The 25,024-nt window shown below is 42.4% G+C and carries 23 protein-coding genes and 1 tRNA gene; 4 read left to right on the forward strand and 20 right to left on the reverse strand.

Annotated elements, in window-relative coordinates:
• Nucleotides 1-123: 123 nt before the first annotated feature.
• The 8 genes from B2575_RS03280 to B2575_RS03315 all read right to left on the reverse strand — a co-directional run bounded on the left by B2575_RS03280 (nucleotide 124) and on the right by B2575_RS03315 (nucleotide 8,951).
• Nucleotides 124-654, reverse strand: coding sequence for a DUF2726 domain-containing protein (locus B2575_RS03280; protein ID WP_055125260.1), 531 nt, complete (start codon nucleotides 652-654; stop codon nucleotides 124-126).
• Nucleotides 655-952: 298 nt separating this feature from the next.
• Nucleotides 953-2,149, reverse strand: coding sequence for an SPOR and LysM peptidoglycan-binding domain-containing protein (locus tag B2575_RS03285; protein WP_296240109.1), 1,197 nt, complete (start codon nucleotides 2,147-2,149; stop codon nucleotides 953-955).
• Between the two features lie 258 nt (nucleotides 2,150-2,407).
• Complete coding sequence (locus tag B2575_RS03290; protein WP_296240110.1) at nucleotides 2,408-3,811, reverse strand: bifunctional folylpolyglutamate synthase/dihydrofolate synthase; 1,404 nt, start codon at nucleotides 3,809-3,811, stop codon at nucleotides 2,408-2,410.
• 228 nt (nucleotides 3,812-4,039) lie between these two features.
• On the reverse strand, nucleotides 4,040-5,002 hold the full coding sequence (gene accD, locus B2575_RS03295) for an acetyl-CoA carboxylase, carboxyltransferase subunit beta (protein ID WP_296240133.1): 963 nt from the start codon (nucleotides 5,000-5,002) through the stop codon (nucleotides 4,040-4,042).
• Nucleotides 5,003-5,272: 270 nt separating this feature from the next.
• Nucleotides 5,273-6,097, reverse strand: coding sequence for a tryptophan synthase subunit alpha (gene trpA, locus B2575_RS03300; protein WP_296240112.1), 825 nt, complete (start codon nucleotides 6,095-6,097; stop codon nucleotides 5,273-5,275).
• Nucleotides 6,098-6,135: 38 nt separating this feature from the next.
• On the reverse strand, nucleotides 6,136-6,879 hold the full coding sequence (locus B2575_RS03305) for a hypothetical protein (protein WP_296240114.1): 744 nt from the start codon (nucleotides 6,877-6,879) through the stop codon (nucleotides 6,136-6,138).
• 13 nt (nucleotides 6,880-6,892) lie between these two features.
• Nucleotides 6,893-8,095, reverse strand: a complete 1,203-nt coding sequence (gene trpB, locus B2575_RS03310) for a tryptophan synthase subunit beta (RefSeq protein WP_296240134.1) — start codon at nucleotides 8,093-8,095, stop codon at nucleotides 6,893-6,895.
• A 172-nt stretch (nucleotides 8,096-8,267) separates the two neighbouring features.
• Entirely contained in the window at nucleotides 8,268-8,951 is a 684-nt protein-coding gene (locus B2575_RS03315; RefSeq protein WP_045454504.1) for a phosphoribosylanthranilate isomerase, read from the reverse strand.
• Between the two features lie 210 nt (nucleotides 8,952-9,161).
• Between B2575_RS03315 and B2575_RS03320 the strand changes: the two genes are divergently transcribed.
• Nucleotides 9,162-10,853, forward strand: a complete 1,692-nt coding sequence (locus B2575_RS03320) for a cryptochrome/photolyase family protein (RefSeq protein WP_296240116.1) — start codon at nucleotides 9,162-9,164, stop codon at nucleotides 10,851-10,853.
• 606 nt (nucleotides 10,854-11,459) lie between these two features.
• On the opposite strand, the gene B2575_RS03325 is transcribed toward B2575_RS03320, so the two are convergent.
• Nucleotides 11,460-12,197, reverse strand: coding sequence for a DUF4230 domain-containing protein (locus B2575_RS03325; protein WP_109591506.1), 738 nt, complete (start codon nucleotides 12,195-12,197; stop codon nucleotides 11,460-11,462).
• Between the two features lie 559 nt (nucleotides 12,198-12,756).
• On the opposite strand from B2575_RS03325, the gene B2575_RS03330 reads away from it, so the two are divergent.
• Nucleotides 12,757-14,475, forward strand: a complete 1,719-nt coding sequence (locus tag B2575_RS03330) for a proline--tRNA ligase (RefSeq protein ID WP_296240118.1) — start codon at nucleotides 12,757-12,759, stop codon at nucleotides 14,473-14,475.
• An 87-nt stretch (nucleotides 14,476-14,562) separates the two neighbouring features.
• Here B2575_RS03330 and B2575_RS03335 read toward each other — a convergent pair whose 3' ends face one another.
• From B2575_RS03335 to B2575_RS03370, 8 genes are all read right to left on the reverse strand, one after another.
• On the reverse strand, nucleotides 14,563-14,964 hold the full coding sequence (locus B2575_RS03335; protein WP_045446550.1) for a lysozyme inhibitor LprI family protein: 402 nt from the start codon (nucleotides 14,962-14,964) through the stop codon (nucleotides 14,563-14,565).
• 82 nt (nucleotides 14,965-15,046) lie between these two features.
• A complete protein-coding gene (gene queF / locus B2575_RS03340) occupies nucleotides 15,047-15,931 on the reverse strand; it encodes an NADPH-dependent 7-cyano-7-deazaguanine reductase QueF (protein WP_296240121.1) in 885 nt (294 codons plus the stop codon).
• 63 nt (nucleotides 15,932-15,994) lie between these two features.
• Nucleotides 15,995-16,750: a hypothetical protein gene (locus B2575_RS03345; RefSeq protein ID WP_296240122.1), complete on the reverse strand. Its 756-nt coding sequence runs from the start codon at nucleotides 16,748-16,750 to the stop codon at nucleotides 15,995-15,997.
• Between the two features lie 99 nt (nucleotides 16,751-16,849).
• Nucleotides 16,850-17,719: a hypothetical protein gene (locus B2575_RS03350; protein ID WP_296240123.1), complete on the reverse strand. Its 870-nt coding sequence runs from the start codon at nucleotides 17,717-17,719 to the stop codon at nucleotides 16,850-16,852.
• The gene (locus tag B2575_RS03355; RefSeq protein ID WP_296240125.1) at nucleotides 17,720-18,571 is read right to left on the reverse strand and encodes a hypothetical protein; all 852 of its coding nucleotides are present in this window, start codon (nucleotides 18,569-18,571) and stop codon (nucleotides 17,720-17,722) included.
• Between the two features lie 63 nt (nucleotides 18,572-18,634).
• Nucleotides 18,635-19,408, reverse strand: coding sequence for an ABC transporter permease (locus B2575_RS03360; RefSeq protein WP_045446727.1), 774 nt, complete (start codon nucleotides 19,406-19,408; stop codon nucleotides 18,635-18,637).
• A gap of 29 nt (nucleotides 19,409-19,437) precedes the next feature.
• On the reverse strand, nucleotides 19,438-20,400 hold the full coding sequence (locus B2575_RS03365; protein ID WP_201540399.1) for an ABC transporter ATP-binding protein: 963 nt from the start codon (nucleotides 20,398-20,400) through the stop codon (nucleotides 19,438-19,440).
• A gap of 232 nt (nucleotides 20,401-20,632) precedes the next feature.
• On the reverse strand, nucleotides 20,633-21,265 hold the full coding sequence (locus tag B2575_RS03370; RefSeq protein WP_045454534.1) for a c-type cytochrome: 633 nt from the start codon (nucleotides 21,263-21,265) through the stop codon (nucleotides 20,633-20,635).
• A 355-nt stretch (nucleotides 21,266-21,620) separates the two neighbouring features.
• Between B2575_RS03370 and B2575_RS03375 the strand changes: the two genes are divergently transcribed.
• A tRNA-Arg gene (locus tag B2575_RS03375) sits at nucleotides 21,621-21,697 on the forward strand.
• Between the two features lie 162 nt (nucleotides 21,698-21,859).
• On the opposite strand, the gene B2575_RS03380 is transcribed toward B2575_RS03375, so the two are convergent.
• Entirely contained in the window at nucleotides 21,860-22,228 is a 369-nt protein-coding gene (locus tag B2575_RS03380; RefSeq protein ID WP_045454568.1) for a hypothetical protein, read from the reverse strand.
• A gap of 35 nt (nucleotides 22,229-22,263) precedes the next feature.
• On the opposite strand from B2575_RS03380, the gene B2575_RS03385 reads away from it, so the two are divergent.
• Nucleotides 22,264-23,064: an NAD-dependent deacylase gene (locus B2575_RS03385; RefSeq protein ID WP_201553199.1), complete on the forward strand. Its 801-nt coding sequence runs from the start codon at nucleotides 22,264-22,266 to the stop codon at nucleotides 23,062-23,064.
• Nucleotides 23,065-23,192: 128 nt separating this feature from the next.
• Here B2575_RS03385 and B2575_RS03390 read toward each other — a convergent pair whose 3' ends face one another.
• Together B2575_RS03390 and B2575_RS03395 are read right to left on the reverse strand one after the other, a co-directional pair.
• Nucleotides 23,193-24,191, reverse strand: coding sequence for an adenosine deaminase (locus B2575_RS03390; protein WP_296240129.1), 999 nt, complete (start codon nucleotides 24,189-24,191; stop codon nucleotides 23,193-23,195).
• Between the two features lie 211 nt (nucleotides 24,192-24,402).
• Nucleotides 24,403-24,927, reverse strand: coding sequence for a TPM domain-containing protein (locus tag B2575_RS03395; protein ID WP_296240131.1), 525 nt, complete (start codon nucleotides 24,925-24,927; stop codon nucleotides 24,403-24,405).
• Nucleotides 24,928-25,024: the final 97 nt, after the last annotated feature.

Genomic DNA, 25,024 nt, shown 5'->3' on the forward strand with positions numbered 1-25,024 from the left:
CATACTTTTTGATACACCACCAAACAACTTATCTATAAAGTAAACGAATATAACAGCAATGTTACACAAAAAAATAAATGCCGTTGTTGCGACTAATCTTGACTGCCCGCCAAAGATACTTTATCAATAATTTTCAATCACTTGCATCAGCTCGTACCTGAGCATATCTGCGCTTGGCATGCGCTCAGCGTGAAAGCGCACAATAGCGATACCGGCACTAGCAAGGGCTTTGTCTTTTTTGTCATCCGCCTTTTGACGCGCTTTACTCGTGTGTGTCCAATCATCAAGCTCGATAGCAACCAGCGTGGTCTGCGCATCAATATCCACAATCACATAATCGACGCTTTGACGACAGATACGATTGAACCAAAAGCTACGCTCGGACGCCTCACTGCTATTGCCTTCGATAATACGTGACAGTTGAACTTGAACGAAAATATGATATTCCGGCAACGCACTTTTTAGCTTATTAAAGAAAATGACTTCCGTATCCGTCATAATCGGCATCGGCGCAAACGGCCAAATAGCCAACTCATCACCGCGTACTGGCTTTGGATCAGGCTCAACAACTGGGGGTTTTTTCAATAGCTTTGGTACAGTAATCAGCCCTAAAAACCCAACGGCCAATATTAAAAATATAACACCAAATGACATGGTTTTACCTTATACATGATTAAGGCAGCCAAATATGTATGACGACTTCCATAAAGTGACATATATACTCAACTGCGACAGGGCAGCCCTTATAGGCTGACCCGTTATACAGAAAAAATCAGGGGCAATCGGCGCACATCGTAGCTAAGCTTACGCCAATCAGCAAACACTAAAACAAAAAACACGACAATAAATGTCGTGTTTGAATAAAACTCAGATAAAACAATAAAATCTAACCAAGACTCTGCTGTTTATTTAGCAATAACAGTCATCCGATTATCGTGATTTTAATGCTATTTTAGCGCCAGTATAAAACCCAAGCACTGGTCGTATTGACCTTAGGATCGCTATTGATTTTATCTTTCAACGCTAATGCCGCCACTTTACCTCGCTCAGGACCGACGATGACGCGAACCCCGCGGCTGGTAGGGCTGGTCTTAACTTGGTAGCCTGCGGATTTAAATTTCTTTGCCAGCTCATCCGCTTTGGCTTGATCGTTTGCCAATGCTACTTGCACCCCAAAGCTGCCTTTAGCGTCAGTTTCTTTGACTTCTTTACGGGCTTCGCTGAGTTTCTGCTGTGCTTCACGTTTAGCATCCGCTGATTTTTTGGCTAAAGCCTCTTCTTTCTGACGCTTGTCTTCACGTGCCTGCTCAGCCGCTGCCGCTTCACGTGCTAATCGCTCCACTTGCTTACGTGATGGAATGGTAATGTTTTGACCCAATTGTAGCGATGTCGACGGTGACAGATCGTTCGCTTGTGCCAACACTTCTACTGGCATATTGTATTGCCGCGCCAGTTTAATCAGCCCATCTCCTCTTTTAACTTGATAATCAGAAGGCGATTTTGGTGGCTCATTTTTAGCCGCTTCTGCTGCCGCTTGTTTTTTCTCAGCCGCAGCATCCGCTTGTTTCTTAGCATCCGCTTGTCTTTTTGCTTCCGCTTCTTTTTTACTGTCTGCTAGTTTCTTGGCGGCAGCCTGCTCTTTAATCGCCGCTTGCCTTTGAGCCTCTTGTTGCGCTTGGGCAGCTTTTTGCTGGTTGCCAGTGTTTGTCTCACTTTCAGCTGACTCAGCAGCGCTAGTCTTTTTTATTGGCGTTGTAGCGTCATTTTTTTCCGCGTCGGATTTGGATTTGTCACTCTCTTCAGCAGCTGCTGCGCTACTGGCCATATACTGCTGACTTTCTGCACGGGCTTTTGCCAATGCTTCCGCCTCAGCGGCTTCCTGTTCAGTTAAGAACTGCTGGGCACGTTTTTCTTGTTCAGCAACACGAGCAGCGCGCTCTTTTTGTTTTTCTGCCAAGATACGTTTTTCAGTCTCGATATCCGTCGTCAGCGGCTGAGGAGACTCTTGCTCAGGGCTTGGCTTATCTACCATTGCTGACGCTGGTTGTGGTTCATTACTATCACCAATCTGTTGCACCATGGCGTATAGCATCACGCTACCGCCGATAATCATCCCAATGCCCAATAAGGCTTGTCTCGAAAAGTTCATCCGTTTACGTCTCTTAGTTGGTAATAAGGTTGATTGAGCGGCGCAACTGTCGTCTCAAAACTGTGTTTAGATAGTTTTAATAGCCTTGATAGGTGTCATTGCCACCAGTTGCGTCCATCCGTTTTTAAATGTTATGCCAAGCGTTTAATGCCATTATAGAGCAACTTGCCAAATCACTTTGATTATAAAGCATATTTTTCATACTGTCTGCCATCATGCTACTGCTAAGATTAACATTAAATAAGCACCATTTTAATGTTAATTATCAACCGTCAGTGCTGCCAGTGCCTCGCCGATCGTATGAAAGGAGCCACATACCACGATAAGGTCTTGCGGCTGACTGGCATTGATAACTGCATCGGTCGCTTCTGATAAACGTTTAAATTCGTGTATTTGAGCATTGTCGACATAGCTCGATAGAATACCTTGCAGGTGCTCGGTGCTCGCAGCACGTGGATAATCAATCTCAGCGACAAACCAATCGCTAATCGGTAAGCCCGCTATCGTCAAATGCTGCACGACTTTATTGATATCTTTATCACCCAACATAGAAAATAGCATTTTAATGCTGGCAGGTCTGCGTTCAGCTTGGTTTTTTTGGCTGCTGTTTTGACTACTGCTTTGATTAAGAGCATCAAAGCTATTTTGATTGGCTAGATGCTGTTGCCAAAGCGGTAATAATTGCGCCAATAAAAACTCAACGCCTTGCTCGTTATGCGCGACATCGAACAACCAATGGCGATTATGGGTCTCGCGATAATCAAAGCGACCGGCGAGCTTGACCGTTTGTAATGCTTGCTCGATAGCAGTGCTATCGATATTCAACGAACTTGCAAGCACTGCTGATAATGCATTGGCAGTATTGGTCAATGATAGTGCTGGGCGCGGTAACTGCATGGTGACAGCAGCATTGCTATATTGCCAAGCGCTTGCATCCACTTCACGATAATCAAAATCTCGCCCAACTTGATAACAGGTCGCCTGATGCTTATCAATGGCTTGCTGCACACTGACTGGCATCACAGTAGCGCCATAAACCACACTGATACCATCACGTAAGATACCTGCTTTCTCACGCCCAATATCTTCGACATTGTCACCCAGCCAATCGACATGATCGATAGCGATATTGGTAATCACTGCCATATCAGCATCGATGATATTGACCACATCTAAGCGCCCACCCAGCCCGACCTCCAACACCCAAACATCGCAGTCCGCTTCGGCAAATATTAATAATGCGGCAAGCGTGGTCATCTCAAAAAATGACAAGGTCAGCTCACATGCTAATCGCGCTGCTTCTACTTTGCTAAAGGCATCAATTAACGTCTCGTCACTGACCATCTCGCCATTGATACGCACGCGCTCGTTAAATACACTTAGATGCGGTGATTGATACAGAGCCGTTTTATAACCTGCTGCTTGGCACATCTGCGCGATGATAGCGGTCGTTGAGCCTTTCCCATTCGTACCCGCCACCGTAAATACATAAGCATCGTCTTTGGCTGACTGTACCACGCCTAACGCCTCAGCAACTGGCAAAACTCGCGACAACCCCATATCTATTGCCGATACATGAATCTGTTGCATATAATCGAGCCATTCGGTCAAGCTAGAGTGATTATTGGGAGTGTTAGAGTTAGAAAGTAGAGAATCAGTCATTGACAGAACCTATATTGAAATATTTGAATAAAAAATGGTCGATAAGAAAGCATTCATTAAGAAAGTAGAGACAGTATATAACTACCTGCCCAAAAAGCAAAAATAGCATTTACCGCGATTGACGATAAATGCTATTGATTGATTTTACTCTGTAAGAAAAGTTTAGCCTGCTGCTAAATAATATGCAGTGATAAACTCACTTATCTATGAGTCAAGCCACTGAGCAAGTTAAGCATCGACATTAGGCATGTTGCTTAACTTTGCCAGCAAACGATAAATGGTATCAATCAGTTGATGACGATGTACCACTTCATCGACCACGCCATGCTCTAGTAGGAACTCAGCGCGCTGGAACGGCTCTTCTAGTGTCTCACGAACCGTTTGCTCAATCACGCGCTTACCAGCAAAACCGATCATGGCTTTTGGCTCTGCTAAATGAATATCACCTAACATAGCGAGCGATGCAGTCACACCGCCATAAACAGGATTGGTCAATATCACGATATAGGGCACGCCAGCAATTCGCAAACGCTCAATCGCGGCGGCAGTACGAGCCATCTGCATCAAAGAAAGCAAACCTTCTTGCATACGCGCTCCACCAGAAGCAGCAAAGCATACTAGAGGCACTTTATCTTCAAGCGCTTTTTCAGCTGCTTGGACAAAACGGTCACCAACGACAGAGCCCATAGAGCCGCCCATAAAGCGGAAATCAAAGGCACACGTAACCACATCAAGGTTGCGTAGCTTGCCATACATCACAATTAGCGCCTCAGACTCGCCTGTCTTATCTTGTGCTTCGGTCATACGCTGCGGATAAGGCTTACTATCCACAAAGCTTAGCGGATCTTTGGCAGTAAACTGTTGACCTAGCTCGCCTTCTACCTGATCGAGCAACCAGTTTAAGCGCTCACGAGCACTCATCGGTAAATGATGATCACAATGCGGACAAACATAGCAGTTAAAAATCAGCGCCGTGTTGGTAATCATCGAATGACAATTACTGCACTTAGTTGACGGTTCAGTCTCTACTGCTGTCAAAGGCGCTGTCAATTGCTGTTTAATACCCGGTATCGGGCGATTAAACCACGATTGCCCAGCAGTATTACCGTTTGGCTCAGCGTTGCTTTTTTCAGTATGGTTCGGAGTCGTCATATCAGGTTTTATTATCGTATCAGTCATATTATTCGCCATTATCAAAGGCTTATCGACAAGCTGGCTCATGCGCTTGTCCCTAAGAATCGATTTATAAGGATCAGTTTAATCGTCACATATTCTCATAACTTTCGCAGCTATAAAGCTACAGTTATAAGGCACGCTTACGTGAAACTGTAACAATTTATATGTGATGTTAGTTTACACACGTAAACTAACTTTAGCAAAGTCATTTAACCCTGTCTTTATAAACATTGTTATTCATATTGCCATGACGATTTAAGTGACGATAATTTAACTTTATTTAACTCAGGCTCTCAAACTATCAAGTGCACCGCGTAGCTCATCCATTTTTGCCATGATTTTTTGCTGAGCCGCGGCAACCGCAGTGTTATCATTTGCATCTATATCAGCAAAATTTTGAACCAAGGCACTACCGACAATAATACCATCCGCATGCGCTCCAATCGCTTTGGCAGACGTTGCATCACGAATACCAAAACCCACACATACTGGCAAATCAGTCGCTGCTTTAATCGCTTGCACTTGAGTCGCAACATCATCAGTATCAAGCGTTGCCGAACCCGTCACGCCTTTTAATGACACATAATAAATATAACCACCGCAATGGGTCAATACTTGCTCACGGCGCTCAGGCAAAGTCGTTGGTGAGAGTAAGAAAATCTCATTCATCGCATGGTCAGTCAAATGCTGGGTAAAACTGCCCGCCTCGCTTGGTGGTAAATCAACCATCAAAATACCATCAACGCCTGACTGCTCGCATAACGCAACGAAGTTATCGTAACCAATGATTTCCACGGGATTGAGGTATCCCATCAAAATAATGGGGGTCTGCGTGTCTTGCTGACGGAATTCCGCGACCATTTTTAGGGCATCACGTGTACTCGTACCTGCGGCTAATGCACGCTCTCCAGCTAAAGCGACGACTGGGCCATCTGCCATCGGATCAGAGAACGGTAAGCCTACTTCGATCATATCGGCGCCGTGCTTCACTAGGTCATGTAGCAAGCCAACGAAGTTACTTGGATTAGGATCGCCTGCCATGACATAAGGAATCAGTGCTTTCTTATTTTGTGCTTTTAAGGTTTCAAAAGTGCTTTCAATACGGGTCATAGTGGTCTCTTTAGTTATCTATCTCTTCAGACAAGTTATTATTTAAATTTTATATTGATAATAGTGTCGCCATTTTGACCTTGTACTAACCATGCTCCATTCATAACCTTTTCTAGATTATTGAAACCAGATAATACCTGTTCCTGCTTACTGATATTACCCTTGTAGACTGTCTTAATAACTTTATTAGCTATCAATAAATAAGTCTTACAGATTAGTTTGCTATGCTCTTCAATAGTTAACTTAAGGTCAATATTATTACTTTCGTCATTTTTAGGGTTAAAATATGTCAGCTCATAGTCATCGAACTGTAATCTAACAGGTACAAACATTTCAGTCTCAGAATCACCTTGGATAGTATAATTAATACTATGAGCACCTAGCTTATGACGAGCTTGTGTTATAGATAAATTATTGAATTCTTGTTTTATAGATTTTGGATTTGGACAATTGAATAGCTTAAATATATGTAGAATAGCTTGTTGCTGTTGGTAAACAGCATTCAAAACTCCATATAATCTCAGATACTTCTCACCCAAATCATTATATTTGGTAGGACCTGATAAACCAAACTTCAAAAAACTTTTTAAGGCTTCATTAGAGTCTTCTAAAATATCCTCAGAAGCAATAATTTCGTTCCAATCATTTTTCGAATTTAGCTTAAATTTTTGTTGAGCAAAGCCTAGAAAGTCATCGGTTTCTTTAGAAAATACCTGCTCCTTTGTAAACTCAATAAACCTATCGTTTATTAAGTTTACTAAGTCCACCATATCTGTCTTCAAAAAAAACGTCCTTTTACAACTCAATCCCTTCCGCCTTCATCACTGAATGCAAGTCTTTATCGCCACGACCAGACATATTAACGATAATGGTTTGATCAGCGGTCATCGTCTTAGCTAGCTTCAATGCATAAGCAATGGCATGCGCAGATTCGAGCGCAGGGATAATACCTTCTTTGCGCGTGACTTCATGAAAGCCTTCTAACGACTCTTTATCAGTACAGCCCACATATTCAACACGCTTCATGTCTTTTAAGAAGCTGTGCTCAGGACCAACGCCAGGATAATCAAGACCCGCTGAAATAGAATGCGTTTCTTGAATTTGACCTTCATCATCGGCCATCAGATAGGTACGGTTACCATGCAGTACACCGATACGACCAGCAGCCAATGGTGCTGAATGACGACCCGTTTCGATACCGTCACCCGTTGCTTCAACGCCATACATTTTAACGTCAGTATCATTTAAGAAATCAAAGAACAAGCCAATAGCGTTTGAGCCACCACCCACACAAGCGACTAATGCATCTGGTAATTTACCCGTCATTTGCAGATGCTGAATACGTGCTTCTTTACCGATAATCGCTTGGAAATCGCGTACCAATAGCGGATAAGGATGTGGACCTGCAACCGTACCAATAATATAATACGTGCTATCGACATTGGTGACCCAGTCGCGCATGGCTTCGTTCATGGCATCTTTTAGGGTACGTGAACCAGAAGTCACTGGTACCACTGTTGCACCGAGCAAACGCATACGATAGACGTTCATCTTTTGACGCTCGACATCGTCCGCGCCCATATAAACGATACATTCAAGCCCTAAGCGCGCGGCGATTGTCGCCGTCGCTACGCCATGCTGACCTGCACCCGTTTCCGCAATAATGCGTTTTTTACCACTCATTTTGGCAAGTAGCGCTTGTCCAATGGTGTTATTAACTTTATGTGCGCCAGTATGGTTTAAGTCTTCACGTTTAAAATAAATCTGCGCACCGCCGATCTCATCACTCAATCGCTTAGCATGATATAAAGGCGTTGGGCGGCCGACATAGTTGACCAAATCATTGTGATATTCTTCCCAAAACGCAGGGTCTTTTTTGACTGTGTTATATAACGTTTCTAGCTCTTCTAGTGCTGCCATCAAGGTTTCAGAGACAAAGCGACCGCCATGCACGCCGAAATGTCCACGGGCATCAGGATATTGATTGAAATCTTGCACGTTCTCTGGATTGGTGAAGGTATTGATAGCTTTAGCAGTGGTAGATAGATCTTTGCTCGCGACATGACTCATGATAATTCCTACTATAATAAGTGGTATTTTTTAAGATAAATAAGGGGAAAATTTTCCAAGTAATTAGCTATTTAACGGATAAAAATTCACGGCTAAAAAACTAGTTACTGATATTCGAAGGTTCGCCAAGCGTCTCATTTTGCCATCGGTCGCGTTTTACCGCTTTCATAAAGGCACGCATTTTGGCAGCGTCTTTTTTGCCTTTGTCAGACTCAATCCCACCGCTGACATCGACCGCATAAATAGGCAAGTCTAAAGTGGCAGCGACATTATCGGCATCCAGTCCGCCCGCTAAAATAATAGGTAGCGAGCTGTCTTGCGGTAGCAGACTCCAATCAAAACGTGCCCCTGTGCCGCCATATTTATGGGGATGGTAAGCATCCAATAAGATACTGTTCGCGCCAGCGGCGGCAAACTCATTAATTTCGGCGCTTACGCTAGCGGCAGTGTGTTGGTCAGCATTGATACGCAGCGCTTTTATCCAGCGTTTATTGACCGCACTGGCCAGCTGCGCACATTGCTCCGGTGTTTCATCACCATGGAATTGAATGATATCAAAAGCGACCTGATTCGCTAATTCTATCAGCTCTGCGCGCGGCATATTCACCACTAGAGCCACTATACTTATAAAAGCTGGCAAAGAAGCACTTAACGATTGCGCCTGCTCGATAGTGACAGCGCGTGGACTGGGCGGATAAAATACCAAGCCAACCGCATCAACACCCAACTGGGCGGCAATTTTAATATCATTAGGCTGGGTAAATCCGCAAAACTTAACGTGCATGATGTGACCTTAGATATAACACTCAGTACGACATTATTAGACTGTCTTCGCTACATTGACGGCAAGTAAACGTCAATTGCCAACGCTAAAGCGTAAATATGAGGATTTGTTAATTGAATGGTAAATCCATTGCATCCAAAAACTTATCCTAGCATACTTTTATTACCAGTTTTGTTTATGATTGCGATTGATTAATAGAGGGATAGTTGAATGTCTAAAACGGCGGCGGAAACGTCTCATAACACCGATAGTACAGATAGCACCGAAACAAGCAACTTCAACAATAGCGACGATGCCACTAGCGTAAACCCAGCACATTATTTAATGTGGTTTCGTCATGACCTGCGAGTTCATGATAATACCGCGCTAGCTGCGCTTTGCGAGCAGGCAAATGCGGATAACGCCTCAGTAAGCGCTATTTACTTCGTGACGCCTGAACAATGGCAAGCACATGACATGTCGCTGACACAGCTCGACCATATCGCACGCACCTTGCCTATCCTAGCCAAATCTCTGCAAACGCAATTAAATATCCACTTAACAGTACAGCTCTGTCCAAGCTTTACTGACTGTGTTGAGGCGATGCTAGATATCTGTAGCGCGAACCAGATCAGCACTGTGATGGCAAATCACGAGTACGAAGGCAATGAGATTAAGCGTGATGAGCAATTAACCAAAAATCTTGCAAACAACGATATAGAATTTATCCGCTGGCATGATCAATGTATCTTGCCACCACAAACCATCACCACGAACGATGACAGCATGTATCAGGTGTTTACCCCATTTTATAAAAAATGGCGGCATACCTTGGATATCAGCACCATACAAATGCATGAGGCATACGCCATAAATGGCAACACTAAAGCCAAACTAGAAGTCTCAAACGCCAGTGCTACTATCGAAGATATAGAAAGAGTAAGTAAAGAAGTAGTCGAAGATTATCAAAAGGCACTGCAAAATGCTGGTTTATTAGAGCACATGGATATAGACGTACAGCTTGAGCACGCTCGGGCAGCCTACCCTGCTGGCGAAGCGGCGGCGTGCCAGCGTTTAGAGGACTTCATCGCTGAGGATATTGATAACTACGATATCAGTCGCGATGTACCCAGTTTAAATGCCACCAGTCAGCTATCTGCCTACCTGACTATTGGCGCAATCAGCCCCAGACTTTGCTACTTACAAGCTACCCTACAATTAAGCAAAGCACTGGGAGAATTACATGGGAATGACGGTGACACCTTAGACAGCGGGGATAGCTTTGACAACACTGATAATAACGACATTAACCGCTGGATAAGTGAGCTGGCTTGGCGAGATTTCTATCGCCATGTTTTAGACTATAAGCCCGAGCTGATTCGCCATCAAGCTTATAAACATGAGACTGATGTCAAAATTAACTGGTCATATAATCAAGACGATTTTGAGGCATGGTGCATAGGTAAAACTGGCGTGCCGTTAGTCGATGCGGCAATGCGCTGCCTGAATGCGACAGGCTTTATGCACAATCGCTTGCGGATGGTCACGGCGATGTTTTTGACCAAGGATTTATTGATTGACTGGCGCTTAGGTGAGCGTTATTTTATGCAGCAGCTGATAGACGGCGACTTTGCCTCCAATAATGGGGGTTGGCAATGGAGCGCGTCGACTGGCACCGACTCTGCACCTTACTTTCGCATTATGAACCCTTTTAGCCAAGCCAAAACCCACGATACCGATGGCGAATTTATCAAGACGTGGCTGCCTAAGCTAAAAGCCATTCCTACCACTATCTTGCATAGCGAGGATAAAATGCGTCAAGCACTGGCAAAGGGCGGTAAATTTGCTGATATTGATTACCCATTACCGATAGTCGAACATAAAGCGGCTCGCCAATTAGCGATTGCTGAATTTAAAAAATAGCGACGCATTACATCAATACTAAAGCCTCAATTTACTAAGAGTTTCAGCTATTAGCTATTGTATTTTAATCACATTATGTACCCTTCCTAGGGCGTGTCCTCATTTTAAAAATGGTGATAAAAATGAGATAAATTACCGTCAAACAAGGAAAGTAGCGCACATAATATCGAGATATTAAGAAACTATTTGACGATGTTTGGCAAAATTTAGCTATTTTTAGCCCATTTAGAAAGTAATCGATTGAATTGAGGACACGCCCTAGTATCAGCTGGCTGCTTATAATATGCGGGTTTGGATAATGTATAGGGCATAGGCTAGTAGAGTGAAGCTTATAATTAACAGCACCCATGTCGCAAAAGAAAGCGACTCCTTTGCTTTAGGGCGCTTATTAAGCTGACGTTCAGGCTTAGAAGACGGTTTATTATTAAGAGTTGTCATATACGCCACCCTTTATATAGGGTTATATTACCAACGAAATTCATAAGTTGATTATGAATAATAGATAAGCTCTACTATACAATATAAATGGCGTTACTTTAAGTGTTTCCAATGAATAAGCTAACGTATGATTATCTAGTCTATGGCTCTAATAAAATTATGTATGCATTATTTTACTGGCATCTGGCACGCGCCTGCACCTTGAGTCGTTACTGTCACAACTGCGCCAGTTAACGAAAATAGCTGTTGCAGTTGGGTTTGCGCATTTTCTAGTGCCATATTCATGACATCACCACGACAAGCGCGTTCGAGTACTTCTTTTTTTGCCATACTTTGCGCTTGTTGCAATATTTTTGGATCGACTTGCATCATGCCAAAAGCACCTGTTTGCCAATCATAAATCTCGATATCGTCTAGATAAACTGAAAATATCTCTGATGGTGGGATGGTAATATTGATTTGCGGCATCACTGAGACTGGCGTATTAGCACCCGCTTCTTGTACCTCATCGACGTTAATTTCAGGCTGCACCACTTGTACCATCTCTGGGGTAAGTGCACTTAAATCAATCCCCGCCTCCACTCGTCCGCGCGCGATAAACAAACCCTTTTGCTCGTCTTGCCACAGCTTCATCCAACTGCCAGGACGTTGACTGGTAATGACGGTATCGACACTGAACGCCACCGTTTCCAAACGATTTAACTTTTGAATTTGTGTGACCACGCCTTCACGAGTAATGGTTTCTATCGGCTCTTCCTTGGTTATATTCTGCACACTATAAATAGCAAAGACGATAGCTGCTAAACCGATGAGCAATATCATCCACGACATCATCGCAATGGGTTTTTTCGCTTGTGAGTTAGTCGCATCATTATTAACAGGAGATCGATTGTCAGGATTATTCATATAAACACCCTCAGAGTTTTATCATTTATTTTTATTAAACGTATAACAAATAACTGTCTAAATGATAAATGCTACTTTTGAGCAACAACTTCAAGTAATAACTACCAATACGCTACATAATGACTAGCGCTACCATTTACTATAAATACCCTAAAAACTGGTAAATAATCGAGTTGTAGTGACCTCATTTGCTCGTTTAAGTCACGTTCTGTCTGAAAAAACAAAAAGTCATTGCGTCTTAGGCTAACTTTACCTAACATAGTCAGATTGTATAAGCAAAATGTTGGCGTACATCTATTTTTTTGGTCTTTATGCGTAAAGTATGACGCTGCCAACATCAACGTTTTAATACAAAATGAAAAGTTCCAGCCTTTTTTGTAAGGCGTTTTATGAACGCACTTTCTATTCATGTACTGTTTGTCGCAGTACTTTTTAGCTAGGCATGTCCTAGACTATTACCAAGTGATACAAAGGTAAGCTTGCGTCGGCCATCAAAGCACACGCTCAATATCCTACTATTTCTTATTTATTTTATCGTTGATAAGGTTACGCTTTATTTATGAAAGCCAGTCAATTTTTATTTGCCACTCTAAAAGAAACCCCAAGTGATGCCGATATCGCCTCAAGTCAATTGATGGTGCGTGCCGGTCTTATTCGAAAGATTGCTTCTGGGTTATATATTTGGTTGCCCATGGGGCTACGCATCTTGCAAAAAGTCGAACGTATTGTTCGTGAAGAGATGCAAGAAGTTGGTGCACAAGAAGTGCTCATGCCGATGACCCAGCCTGCTGAGCTTTGGCAAACGACCGGACGCTTTAACGATTACGGTCCTGAGCTATTGCGCTTCAAAGACCGTCATGATCGCGATTTTGTATTAGGTCCGACGCATGAAGAAGTCATCACCAATCTGGCGCAAGGCGAGCTGCGTAGTTATAAACAATTACCAATCACCTTTTTCCAAATTCAGAACAAATTCCGTGATGAGATTCGTCCACGTTTTGGTGTGATGCGCGCCCGCGAATTTACCATGAAAGATGCTTACTCGTTCCACGTTGACCAAGCCTCATTGGCAAAGACTTACCATGATATGTATGACGCTTACACGCGTATCTTTACCCGTTTGGGCTTAGATTTCCGTGCAGTACAGGCAGATACAGGCTCTATTGGTGGGTTTGCTTCACATGAATTTCATGTATTGGCAGACAGCGGCGAAGATGATATCGCCTTCTCTGATTCTTCTGATTATGCGGCCAACGTTGAGCTTGCTGAATCAGTGAGCACCGCTGAGCGTCAGCCACCGAAGATGGAGCGCGAAGACGTCCTGACGGAAAATATGACCAGCTGTAAAATGGTTGCTGAACATTTAGGCTTACCATTAGAAACGACGGTCAAAACGTTAATCGTCCATGGTCATACCGAAAATGATGAGCCACAGCTTATCGCTATCGTATTACGCGGTGATCATCAGCTAAATACGATCAAAGCTGAGAAAATCGAAGAGGCCAATGTACCGCTGACAATGGCTTCTGATGAAGAACTGAAAGCTGCTGGTCTGCACAAAGGCTATATTGGCGTTAATTTGGATATGCCTGTCTTCGTTGATCGTTCGGCAGCAACTTTGTCAGACTTTGTGTGCGGTGCCAATGAAGTCAATAAACACACCACTGGTATGAACTGGGCGCGTGATGCGAGCATTACTCGTGTCGTTGATGTACGCAATGTGCAGGAAGGCGACCCTTCTCCTGATGGTAAAGGCAGCCTAAAAATCAAACGTGGTATCGAGGTCGGTCATATCTTCCAGTTGGGTGATAAGTACTCGCAAGCGTTAAATGCTACCGTATCTGGTGAAGATGGTAAGCCTGTGACCCTAATGATGGGTTGCTACGGTATTGGTGTGAGCCGTATCATTGCCGCTGCTATCGAACAGAACAACGATGAAAACGGTATCATGTGGCCACAGACGCCAACGGTTAATGATTCAATCGCTCCTTTTGAAGTCGCTATCATACCGATGAAGTCAAAAGAAGAGACCGTCATGCAGACAGCGACGGCACTCTATGAAGAGTTAAAAGCACAAGGCATCAATGTACTTCTTGATGATCGTAACGAGCGTCCCGGCGTTAAGTTTGCTGATCTTGAATTGATTGGTATTCCTCATCGTATCGTGGTTTCAGACCGTAACTTGGCTGAAGGCCAGTACGAATACGTCAATCGCCGTGAAGCACAAAAGCAAATGCTGAGCCGTGAAGACGTCATTGCAAAAGTAAGCGGCAAATAGTTTTACTCGTTAAAACTGTGCCATAAAAAGCGCCTGTCTCATTAAATGAGATAGGCGCTTTTTCGCGTGTAATATAGCTAAAAAAAACTACTTAATATTATATCTTTTAGCAATGACCTTACTGCGTTTCTGTGTCTCATTAGCGGTGCAAACATTAGCGCTAATCTGGGCGTATACCACAGAATTATTCATTGGACCGTCATATTCAAAGTCACACTTATCATTACGATCCTTTAACCATATACGCTGTTCTTTATCCAAGCGCTGTTGTTGTGTCGTATTCAAAGTACGATAAGCACTCATATAAATTTTATTAAGGCGATTTTTTTCGACTACAATCGCATCGTTACCACAATCATAAGCCACTTCCATATAAGCATTTTCACAGTTATATTGATTTTCTATAAACTCTGCTTGTGCCGATTGCATGAGAGAAATAGACAAAGCAGCTGCCGCTAGCACCGTCAAAAAACCAGTGGCGCCTTTCATATATACCTCCGAGTCAAAGCAAAATAACATCTACCTATATGAGTATATAAACGCATTTGATGAGTATGAGCAAGCACCAAATCTACTGGCGAATCAAACGACTTGGTTTAGGTAGCAAGGTTATATCACTCACACGGCAAGGGTTGATATCGATACCGCCTCGGCGTGTATACCAAGCGCGAACCATCAGCTCACTTGGCTCATAATATCGACTCAGATCAGCAAATATCTGCTCGACACATTGCTCATGAAAACCATTGTGCTGACGGAAACTTAAAATATAACGCAGTATATTAGCCGTATTAATGGGCTTATCCGTCATAATCGATACTGCCAACGTTCCCCAATCTGGTTGATTGGTCACCGGACAGTTACTACGCAGCAAATTAGAATAAAAAGTATAAGGCTCAGTGCCAGTATTCTCTAAAATAGAGCTACTGTTTAAATCTTTATCACTACTTAGCAATGACGCATCAGGATGCTCACACAGTGCGACTTTTTCGCTAGTATTAGCAAGCGCGTCATCAATACAAACACCCTCAGGTTGAGCCACCAATAACCCTGTTGTCTTATTATGCAGGTCGTCATTTAAGCCAAACAACTCAACTTGCACGTCTGCTTGTACACAGGCTGATAAATCTTTAGCAATCAGCGTTTGTACTTCTGCCCAACTAGCGAATTCAGTAAAGTTGATACTGTTTAGATAGAGCTTAAGTGACTTTGACTCAACGATAAATGGCGAGCTGGCCGGAATGCCAAAGCGTGCGATCGCAACTTGCGAGAGTCCTTGCGGATTTAACCAAGACAGCTCAAATGCCTGCCACCAATCGATGCCAACCATTAATTTATCGTCTTGCCAGCCAATGACATCACGCCCCATACTGCGGGCAATAGGATACAAGGTTTCTGGACTATACTCAGTTGGATAGTCAGTGGTTTGCTCACCCAAGATACCGTGAATACTCATAAGTTACTTACCTTTCATGCTTAAATATAATAAAACGAAAACACGCTATTTTACAGCAATGGGCTATTTTATGGGAATCATTTGCCAGTCTGATGTGGGCTCTGTCTTCACATAATTAAATCGTACTCGATAAGCAATAGTGTCATGCTCATTCATATTAAAATAAAAATCTACCAATAAGCTATTATTGGTAACCCATTCAAGCTTTGCACTGTAAGGCATTGGACTATACTTCCGACTGTCATAAAACTTGAAATGTTGCCGAAAATTTCCATAATCCATATTGTTCTTATCATACTGATAGCTACCGTACTTGTCCTTTTTCCAAATGATAACCTCTTCTTCTGGAAACTCAACTTTAACCGTGGCTGCATAAGTCATGTCTGGTGAAAATGTCAAATGCGATCCTTCAAACTCTTGCTTGAAGCCTGAATCTAAATCAATCAATACTGTATTGTTAGTCTCATATATTTGCCCAGATAAATAAAGCCAGTTGTTATCTGCATCATAATGGTCTAAAAGATAAACATATCTAAGCTCTTTTTCCCCTTCTGCAAAATCGTCCATCAATATGATAAGGCCATGATTTGGTACCTTTATGATAGTCTTGTTTATCTTGCGAGAAATGTATTCTGATAAACCCCATTTCTTGATGAGTCTTTGATTATAAATCATCAAGCTTTTATCTAAGCAATCTTGATAAATCCGCTCATCTTCACTACTGCAATTCTCACCCCAGTTAGGATAAACGGGCTTGTCTATTATTTCCCAAACATAGTCATCCGTCGTCGCTTGGGGCAGGTCTGCTTGTGCTGGCATTGACAGCATTAGCAGTATTGCACTCGTCATACAGATGCGAATTTCAGTGGCTACTGATAGAGTTATTTGCATATGAGAGCTAGACCTTTTTATTGTTTTTTAATCGTTGGTATTAACATCAGGTAAAACTCTCTGCCATTTACCCTCTTTATTATCAGCCGCATAAATATAGCGCACGCGAAATGCTACCGTGTCAGTGGGATTGACTCTGTAATAAAAATCAACGTTAACTTTATTATCGCTTGTCCAACTGATATCTCGCGCTTCGTATACCTCATGTTTTTTGTCATTATCATAATCTTGTTCATATAATTCATTACTAGCAAATATCGTTGCATAGCGTCCGTCATTATTCCCTTTTTGACGCTCCCATATCATGATATCTTTGGTCATACCTTGCCTACCATTAAACCCTACCACTTGATTCATATCGCTAGAAAATTTAAGAGTGGTCGCATACAGCTCTTGCCAGCGCCCTGTGTTTAAGTCGACAATGACAGTCGCTTGAGTCTCATACATAGTATGTAGTAACTGTAATAAATGATGCACTTTATCGTAGTACTGCAATTCATAGTGAGCGCTATGTTCCTCTTCAAACGGTTCAAGATAATCCTTAAATACCAATGGCTGCTTATGGTTGGGTGTATTAATATAAATGGTATCTTTTTCTCGAACGACTCTGTCACTTAAGCCCCACTTTCGGCTTTGCGAATTATCAACTTGCCCTAACGATTTAAAAATACAGTTTTCATAATCTTTAAACGTTCGATATTTAGTGTGATCGTATCGACAGCTGTATTCATACCAGTCTATCGCTACAGGCGCAGGGACTTTTATCCATACCTCTTCACTTGTCGATGGCTCTAAAGCTGAAGGTGCTGCATTTGCATCTAAGGCTGCTATTGTGGTCAATATAAATAGTCCTGCGACAGTCAACGCTGCTTTTATGTGATGAGAGATAGTAATCATTTACCTACTACCTTCATACAGTTGCCACTTATTCGTTGAGGTATTTTTAATAAAGGTATATCGTACTCTAAAAGCCGCTGAATCCGCTTCATTCAACTTATAAAAAGAATCTGCATAAAACTTATCATCATTTACCCAAGTAAAGGTTTCGCTATCATAAACCTGCTGTGCTTTATCTGCTTGATAAAACTTTTTATGACTGTCGTAGTTTTTTGAATCGTCACTACTGCTATAGACTTGTTTATAGTAGCCTTCATAGTAACCGCTATCTTGTCGCTCCAAAATATTGACGTGTTCCGTCGCCCCCATTTCACTTTCAAAACCGACTATATATCTCATATCAGGAGAGATACTTAGCTTTCTGAGACTAAAATTTTGCCAAAACCCAGTGACCAAATTAACTACCGTCAAGCTCTCTCCTTCATAAAATATTTGATGTATTGTCAGTAATTTCCGTGATTTATCGTAGTCTTGTAGCGAATAATAAGGATTAAAATCCTCCTCATAAGGACTGGAGTAATCAACAAATACTAGTGGGTTTTTCCGATTAGCAACTTTGATATAAATCGCATTTCTCTCTCTAACGACTTTATCGCTGATACCCCATTGCTTACTAAGCGCATTATCCGCATCTTCCCTCAAGTTATAAAGACAGTTTTGTAGCGCATCATAAGTTTCATATTTGTAGTCGTTATGGCAATCATACTTATACGTTGCAGGATCTACAGGCGTCTCCATGACGACCCAATCATAATCATCCATATTAGCAAACGATGCCGCAATAGCAGCATTGGAAAAGCCACTTAATACCGCTATTATCAAAAGCTTATGCCTTATTGAAATTTTTTGCATAAAAAAAGCCCAACAATGTTGGACTCTTATAATAAGGTGACAAGCTACATTTTACAAACTAATCTACAAGCGCACACGTGAGCCATTACTGAGTAAACGATAGGCGATGGTATAGAATACCGCACAGAAGACAAAAATAGCCGCCATCGAATACCAGACATTCACATCAGAATAACCAAGAATACCGTAACGGAATGAGTTCACCATATAAACGATAGGATTTAATAGCGAAATATTTTGCCAAAATGGTGACAAGTTTTCCATAGAGTAAAACACACCACCAAGATAGGTCAATGGCGTAAGCACAAAACTTGGAATGATAGAAATATCATCAAATGAGCGAGCAAACACGGCATTGATAAAGCCACCAAGTGAAAATAAGATAGACGTACCCAGTACCGTAAATACCGTCACAAATAAATGCTCAATGCCAAGGTCGGTAAAAAATAGTGCGACTATTGAAACGATGATACCAATGGCTAGTCCACGAAAGATACCACCACTGATATAACCCATTAAAATCGCATGTTTGGATACTGGCGAAACCAATAGCTCCTCGATACTGGAGGTGAATTTGGCACTAAAGAAGCTCGATACCACATTGGAGTAACTGTTGGTAATAATCGACATCATAATGAGGCCAGGCACGATAAACTGCATGTATGGTACGCCGCCCATTTCACCGACACGCGAGCCGATCATCTTACCGAAGATGACAAAATAGAGACTCATCGTAATAACTGGGGGCAGCAAGGTCTGTGGCCAAATACGCAGAATTCGGCGAACCTCTTTTAACAAAATGGTGCGAAAAGCAATCCACTTTTTATTCCATGACATGGTTTTATTAGGATCTATCATTTCTTGACTCACAATCCTGCCTCCTTCATGCTGTCTGCACTTTGGATATTTTTGTCTACTAAGCGCATAAATAGCTCTTCTAGTCGGTTGGCTTTATTACGCATACTGGCTACCGTGATACCTTGCTCGGATAACTGGTCAAAAACACCATTCAACGATTCGCCTTCAGTCAGTGTGACTTCAAGCGTCTGATCATCAGGCTGCGATGTGTCTGTCACTCCTGCCAAAACCAATTGACGCGTAAGCGGTGTCTCCAAATCAAAAACAAAAGTCTCAACCGATAGCTGCGCTAGCAAGTCCTTCATCTCAGTATTAATACGAATTTCACCATGATCCAAAATTGCAATGCGTTTGCACAGCTGCTCCGCTTCTTCAAGATAATGAGTCGTCAGAATAATCGTGGTGTTTTCTTCGATATTAATCTGCTGCATAAACTCCCACATAGAGCGGCGTAACTCGATATCTACCCCAGCGGTTGGCTCATCCAAAATCAATAATTTTGGCTTATGAATCAGCGCCCTTGCAATCATCAATCGGCGCTTCATACCACCTGATAGCTCACGTGATTTGCTATTGCGCTTGTCCCACAGACCTAGCGCCATTAATAATCGTTTTGCCCGTGGGCGTGCTTCTTTGGCAGGAATACCAAAGTAACCGGCCTGTGTAATCAAAATATCTTCGACTTTTTCGAACATATTAAAATTAAACTCTTGTGGGACGATACCAAGATACTGTTTAGCGACAGATGGGTTCTCTAGTAAGTCGGTGCCAAATATCTTTACGCTGCCAGTGGTTGGTTTAAAAAGCGAGCTAATAATACCAATCATGGTTGATTTACCAGCACCATTTGGCCCCAGTAACGCAAAAAAACCCCCTTGCGGGACGGTTAAACTGACATCTTTGAGTGCCGAAAACCCATTGCTATAGGTTTTGGATAAATTCTGGATAGCAAGTGCTGGTACCTCAGACATGAAAACCTCTTTATTGGTTATAAATTTATGTAAAATCGTTTTTAGAATATAAATAGACAGAAGAGACTGTGTAGTGTCATAAAGTGAGGCTAGTATCGGTGAATTTCAACTGTAATGCCTTAGAAGTACTGTATTGATAATACTCATCATTAAAAAAGCGCCTATCTCATTTAATGAAATAGGCGCTCCACTGATATATAGGGTAAAAGGCTTAGCCAGATATTCAATATAATTAGCTTGCTTCACCAACCATATAATCGACAGCGTTTTGAACTTCCTCATCAGGGATATCAGCACCACCTTTAGCAGGCATGGCGTTAAAACCATTGATAGCATGAGTATATAATGTTTCTTTACCCTTAGAGATACGTGGTCCCCATGCACCAGCGTCACCTAAGATTGGTGAGCCAAGTAGACCTGCCGCATGACAAGTCTGACATACCGCGTTGTATACTGCTTTGCCATCACGAGGACCATCACCCGCTGCTGGGCCAGCGGCACGTGCCGTCACATCACAAACTTCATCGTCTTCAAAGCACACTTTAGCAACTGGCTGAATGCGAGCAATTAAGTTAGGATACAAAGCAATCAGCTTTTGCACTTGCGGCGTATCTTGCGGAATAGGCTCTTCATCAACCGCAGGTGCGGCAGCGGCAGTTTCTGCGGCAGATGCCTCGCTATCAGTCGTATCTGCAGCAGCTTGGGTATCATCACCCAATTGCTCAGGCGCATTTGCTACCACTTCCTGCGCTGCTGCTACATCAGAAACAGTTACAGGAGTGTCTACAACACTTTCAGCTTGGCTCACCGCGATACTAGCGATTCCTAGAATGGCAGCTGCCGATAACATAACTACTTTTCTCATTCGTCACGTTCTCTTATTACATATACAAAGGCTTATACGGCTCAGACATTCTGCTTGTCCTCCTTTGACAACCAAATAGTTATCAATAGCAAACAGCCATCCCGCGTACTAGCACACTTGTAATCGGTGATTATAAATATGAATTCTCCCTGTCATTATAAGGGAAAAGGCAGGTAGATTGCCATGCTTGTTTAATGACTATCCTGTTTTTTCTTAAAAAACATCAATCACTGTCTTCATTCATTGGCTTTATGGATTTTATTTGTTAGACTAAGCGGTCTTTATTTTTCGACATATTTACTGCTCATAACGCTCGTTTAGGCATGATGTTGATAATACCGTACGCCATTTTTATGCGCTCGTAGCTCAGTTGGATAGAGTATCGGTCTCCGAAGCCGAGGGTCGTGGGTTCGATTCCCGCCGAGCGCACCAATCATCGTATTTATAATATTTGTTTCATCCTTCCCTAGTAGCACCCTAAATCTCAAATATACATCAACCCCGCGCTCAAAATATTTGCGGATTTCGCCGTGCGTGCTCGTCTATTGATAAACAGTTCTCTTATATGATAGGCATTTTGCTTATAACACTCGCCTATTCTGCTTGCTGCAAATTAGCCGCTAGCTGGGCACGGTTAGGCACACGATGATAATTAATCACGGGCACGTTACCCAACAGGCGCTGACCTGAAGCAATTTTCTTATCCATCGTAATCATTGCAATTTTTTTATCTTGTTTACTGAGCAATAAATGATTGGTCTTGCGTGTGACTCGATAATCAGGAAAATACTGTTTGATCAGCACGGATGTTTTTTGCAAATCGTCATTAATAGGTTTTTTCACGCTTTTAGACGATTTATTATGAATTGTCTCACCCACTTTTACGCCGCGTGACTTTGCCAACAACCATAAAGCGGCAATAACAGCAAACAATATGACAAGCCACCAAATTCCATCTATCATTAGAAGAGATATCCATTATTAGCAAGGGTTGGCTCATGTTAGCAGAATTATCACCAGCGTTAATAGCAGAAGTAGAACTTGCTGCTAAATTATTGACATCCAAACAGCATATTTGCATCTTAACGGGTGCAGGGATTTCAGCAGAAAGTGGCATTCCAACTTTCCGAGATAAGCAAACAGGCTTGTGGGAAAACTATGGTGTGGAAGAATTGGCGACACCTGAGGCGTTCACTCGTGATCCAAAACTGGTGTGGTCATGGTATCAATGGCGCAGGCAATTGGTCGCAGATAAAAAACCGAATCCTGCACATTTTGCCCTAGCGCAGTGGCAATACCATACTCAGTCGTCCAATCAATCATTAACACTTATCACTCAAAATGTTGATGATTTACATGAGCAAGCTGGCAGTACGGTAACTCATTTGCATGGCAATCTGTGGCATAACCGCTGTAGTCAATGCGAAACAGTCTGCCAAAGTCAATCGAGGGGTTCGTATCATAGCGAGGATACAATCAATTTTGATGACACACTGATGACCTGTCGCCATTGCGATGGCTATATCAGACCAGATATCGTTTGGTTTGGCGAAGCATTACCAGTACAAGCATGGCAAACGGCAGAAGATGCGGCGGCGAACTGCGAGGTATTTATCAGTATTGGCACCTCCAGTCTCGTCTATCCTGCCGCTGGACTCGCACAGTTAGCGAAGCAAAATGGTGCCAAAATTATTGAGATAAATCCCAATCCAACGCCGAATACTATTGTGGATATCACCTTAGCAGAAAAAGCTGGTGTGATTATGCCGTTATTAATCCAGAAAATCACTGCGCTCTAGTCACTTGAACTTAAGTCGCCTGAACTTAAGTCGCTTGAACCTAAAAAGCATACTGTGTAAAAAAGAAAAGGCTTAACGATTGATATCAACCGTTAAGCCTCGGGTACTAAAACCTAATCATAGTTGATTTACTTTAGTGCCAGATCAACTTTCGCCAAATATGCTGCTTTTAATTCATCACTAATAAATGAGGCATTAAAGGAGTTCTTTACCAAAGTAACAACATCATCTTCTGTTAGCGGTAAATTTTCGCATATATTTATAAAGTTTTGATTCATGTAACCTTTGAAATAGGCTGGGTCGTCTGAGTTTATGGTGATATTTAGACCATAATCTAGCAGCTCTTTGATATTGTGTTCTTTGTAATGATCAAAGACTTTCAGCTCAATATTTGAGTTCGGGCAAACGGTCAGCGGCATTTGCTCGTCTTTAAGTCTTTGCATCAACTCTGGGCTTTTTATCGATTGCACACCATGATCAATTCTATTGATATTTAATAAGTCCAGTGCTTCGTAAATGTACGAAAAATCTGCTTCTTCACCAGCATGGGCGACCAGCTTAAAACCTGCTTCTTTAGCTTTTTTGAAGACATCTTTGAATTTCGATGGTGGATTGCCCAGCTCTGACGAATCAAGACCGACACCGATGATGTCATCTTTGAATACCAGTGCTTGCTCTAAGGTCTCAAACGCTTCTTTTTGTGATAAATGCCTTAGGAAACACATGATAATACAAGAGGTGATACCATATTTTTCTTTGGCATCTGCAAGCGCTTCTTTGATGCCTGTTATCACCACTTCAAAAGGTATACCTCGTTCAGTATGCGTCTGCGGGTCAAAAAATATCTCTGTGTGAATGACGTTATCTTCAACACACTTAAGTATATATTCCCACGTTAAATCATAAAAATCGTCTTTAGTGATCAGGACATTTGCGCCTGCATAGTAGATATCTAAAAAGGTTTGCAAGTTGGTGAAGTTGTAGGCGTTGCGCACATCTTCTATATTTTTATAAGGAATCTCTATCTGGTTCTTTTTTGCCAATCTAAACATCAGCTCAGGTTCTAGTGAGCCTTCAATATGTAAATGCAGCTCAGCTTTTGGTAATTTCTTTATTAAATCAATCATAGGATTCCAGTGACGGCTTTTTGTAGTAGAGTACTTTTGAGAAGTGCTTTTGAGAAGTGTCTTTATAAATGCAAAGCCTGTATAGACGCTTGAGCAATATATCAGTCACCCTCGATTTCTAGAGGCGCTATTATATTGTAATTGATGCCGAAACCCTATAAAAGAACACGATGCTAGCAAAATAACAAGCCATCAGATTCCCTCATCTACGTTACTTCAAAAACACCACAGTATCAGACAACTCGTTACCCGCTGGATCCTGCTCCAAATGATAATACTGACGCAGCACTTGCCCAACTTCATCTAACAATTCAGCCAAGCTTTCTTCGGTTTTTTGATTGGCAATACCTGACACGGCCTTATCACACATCGCCCGCCAAACGGTGGGGCTGACATGAGCACTGATACCACGATCAGCTACGATCTCTAACTGGTGCTCGCAAATATTGACATACACCAAGACGCCCGTATTCTCTTCAGTATCCCAAACTCGATACTCACTAAACAACTCAATCGCACGTTCGCGACAGCCAATATAGTACGCCTCTTGAATCGGCAGATGGTTTTCTATAATCAAAAACACCTCACCGCGATGCCCTCGCTCTGCACGGGTCACCTCGTCTGTCAAACGTGCTTTGGCTGCTGCTGTTAACCATTTGCTATGCAATATAGGAATAAATAAGACTTGACGCCACCAGCGGGCAAAACTGGGATTTGACGCGTTGTTTTCTGACATTTTACTATTTCCTCAAATACGTCATTGCTGACGGTCGTTTAGTATCCGTTTTTACTTAAGCATCTACCAAGCGTCTACCACGAGCCACCAGCACCGC

It is taken from the genome of Psychrobacter sp. UBA6739, from assembly GCF_002453835.1.
Classification (GTDB): domain Bacteria; phylum Pseudomonadota; class Gammaproteobacteria; order Pseudomonadales; family Moraxellaceae; genus Psychrobacter; species Psychrobacter immobilis_A.

Excerpts from the sequence above, each read along its gene's own strand:
- accD (WP_296240133.1), bottom strand. The coding sequence starts at position 5,002 with ATGGCGAATAATATGACTGATACGATAATAAAACCTGATATGACGACT.
- B2575_RS03365 (WP_201540399.1), bottom strand. The coding sequence starts at position 20,400 with ATGTCTGAGGTACCAGCACTTGCTATCCAGAATTTATCCAAAACCTAT.
- B2575_RS03315 (WP_045454504.1), bottom strand. The coding sequence starts at position 8,951 with ATGCACGTTAAGTTTTGCGGATTTACCCAGCCTAATGATATTAAAATT.
- queF (WP_296240121.1), bottom strand. The coding sequence starts at position 15,931 with ATGAGTATTCACGGTATCTTGGGTGAGCAAACCACTGACTATCCAACT.
- trpA (WP_296240112.1), bottom strand. The coding sequence starts at position 6,097 with ATGACCCGTATTGAAAGCACTTTTGAAACCTTAAAAGCACAAAATAAG.
- B2575_RS03285 (WP_296240109.1), bottom strand. The coding sequence starts at position 2,149 with ATGAACTTTTCGAGACAAGCCTTATTGGGCATTGGGATGATTATCGGC.
- B2575_RS03390 (WP_296240129.1), bottom strand. The coding sequence starts at position 24,191 with ATGATTGATTTAATAAAGAAATTACCAAAAGCTGAGCTGCATTTACAT.
- B2575_RS03280 (WP_055125260.1), bottom strand. The coding sequence starts at position 654 with ATGTCATTTGGTGTTATATTTTTAATATTGGCCGTTGGGTTTTTAGGG.
- B2575_RS03320 (WP_296240116.1), top strand. The coding sequence starts at position 9,162 with ATGTCTAAAACGGCGGCGGAAACGTCTCATAACACCGATAGTACAGAT.
- B2575_RS03355 (WP_296240125.1), bottom strand. The coding sequence starts at position 18,571 with ATGCAAAAAATTTCAATAAGGCATAAGCTTTTGATAATAGCGGTATTA.
- B2575_RS03330 (WP_296240118.1), top strand. The coding sequence starts at position 12,757 with ATGAAAGCCAGTCAATTTTTATTTGCCACTCTAAAAGAAACCCCAAGT.
- B2575_RS03325 (WP_109591506.1), bottom strand. The coding sequence starts at position 12,197 with ATGAATAATCCTGACAATCGATCTCCTGTTAATAATGATGCGACTAAC.
- B2575_RS03345 (WP_296240122.1), bottom strand. The coding sequence starts at position 16,750 with ATGCCAGCACAAGCAGACCTGCCCCAAGCGACGACGGATGACTATGTT.
- B2575_RS03380 (WP_045454568.1), bottom strand. The coding sequence starts at position 22,228 with ATGATAGATGGAATTTGGTGGCTTGTCATATTGTTTGCTGTTATTGCC.
- B2575_RS03350 (WP_296240123.1), bottom strand. The coding sequence starts at position 17,719 with ATGATTACTATCTCTCATCACATAAAAGCAGCGTTGACTGTCGCAGGA.
- B2575_RS03335 (WP_045446550.1), bottom strand. The coding sequence starts at position 14,964 with ATGAAAGGCGCCACTGGTTTTTTGACGGTGCTAGCGGCAGCTGCTTTG.
- B2575_RS03385 (WP_201553199.1), top strand. The coding sequence starts at position 22,264 with ATGTTAGCAGAATTATCACCAGCGTTAATAGCAGAAGTAGAACTTGCT.
- B2575_RS03290 (WP_296240110.1), bottom strand. The coding sequence starts at position 3,811 with ATGACTGATTCTCTACTTTCTAACTCTAACACTCCCAATAATCACTCT.
- B2575_RS03395 (WP_296240131.1), bottom strand. The coding sequence starts at position 24,927 with ATGTCAGAAAACAACGCGTCAAATCCCAGTTTTGCCCGCTGGTGGCGT.
- B2575_RS03370 (WP_045454534.1), bottom strand. The coding sequence starts at position 21,265 with ATGAGAAAAGTAGTTATGTTATCGGCAGCTGCCATTCTAGGAATCGCT.
- B2575_RS03360 (WP_045446727.1), bottom strand. The coding sequence starts at position 19,408 with ATGTCATGGAATAAAAAGTGGATTGCTTTTCGCACCATTTTGTTAAAA.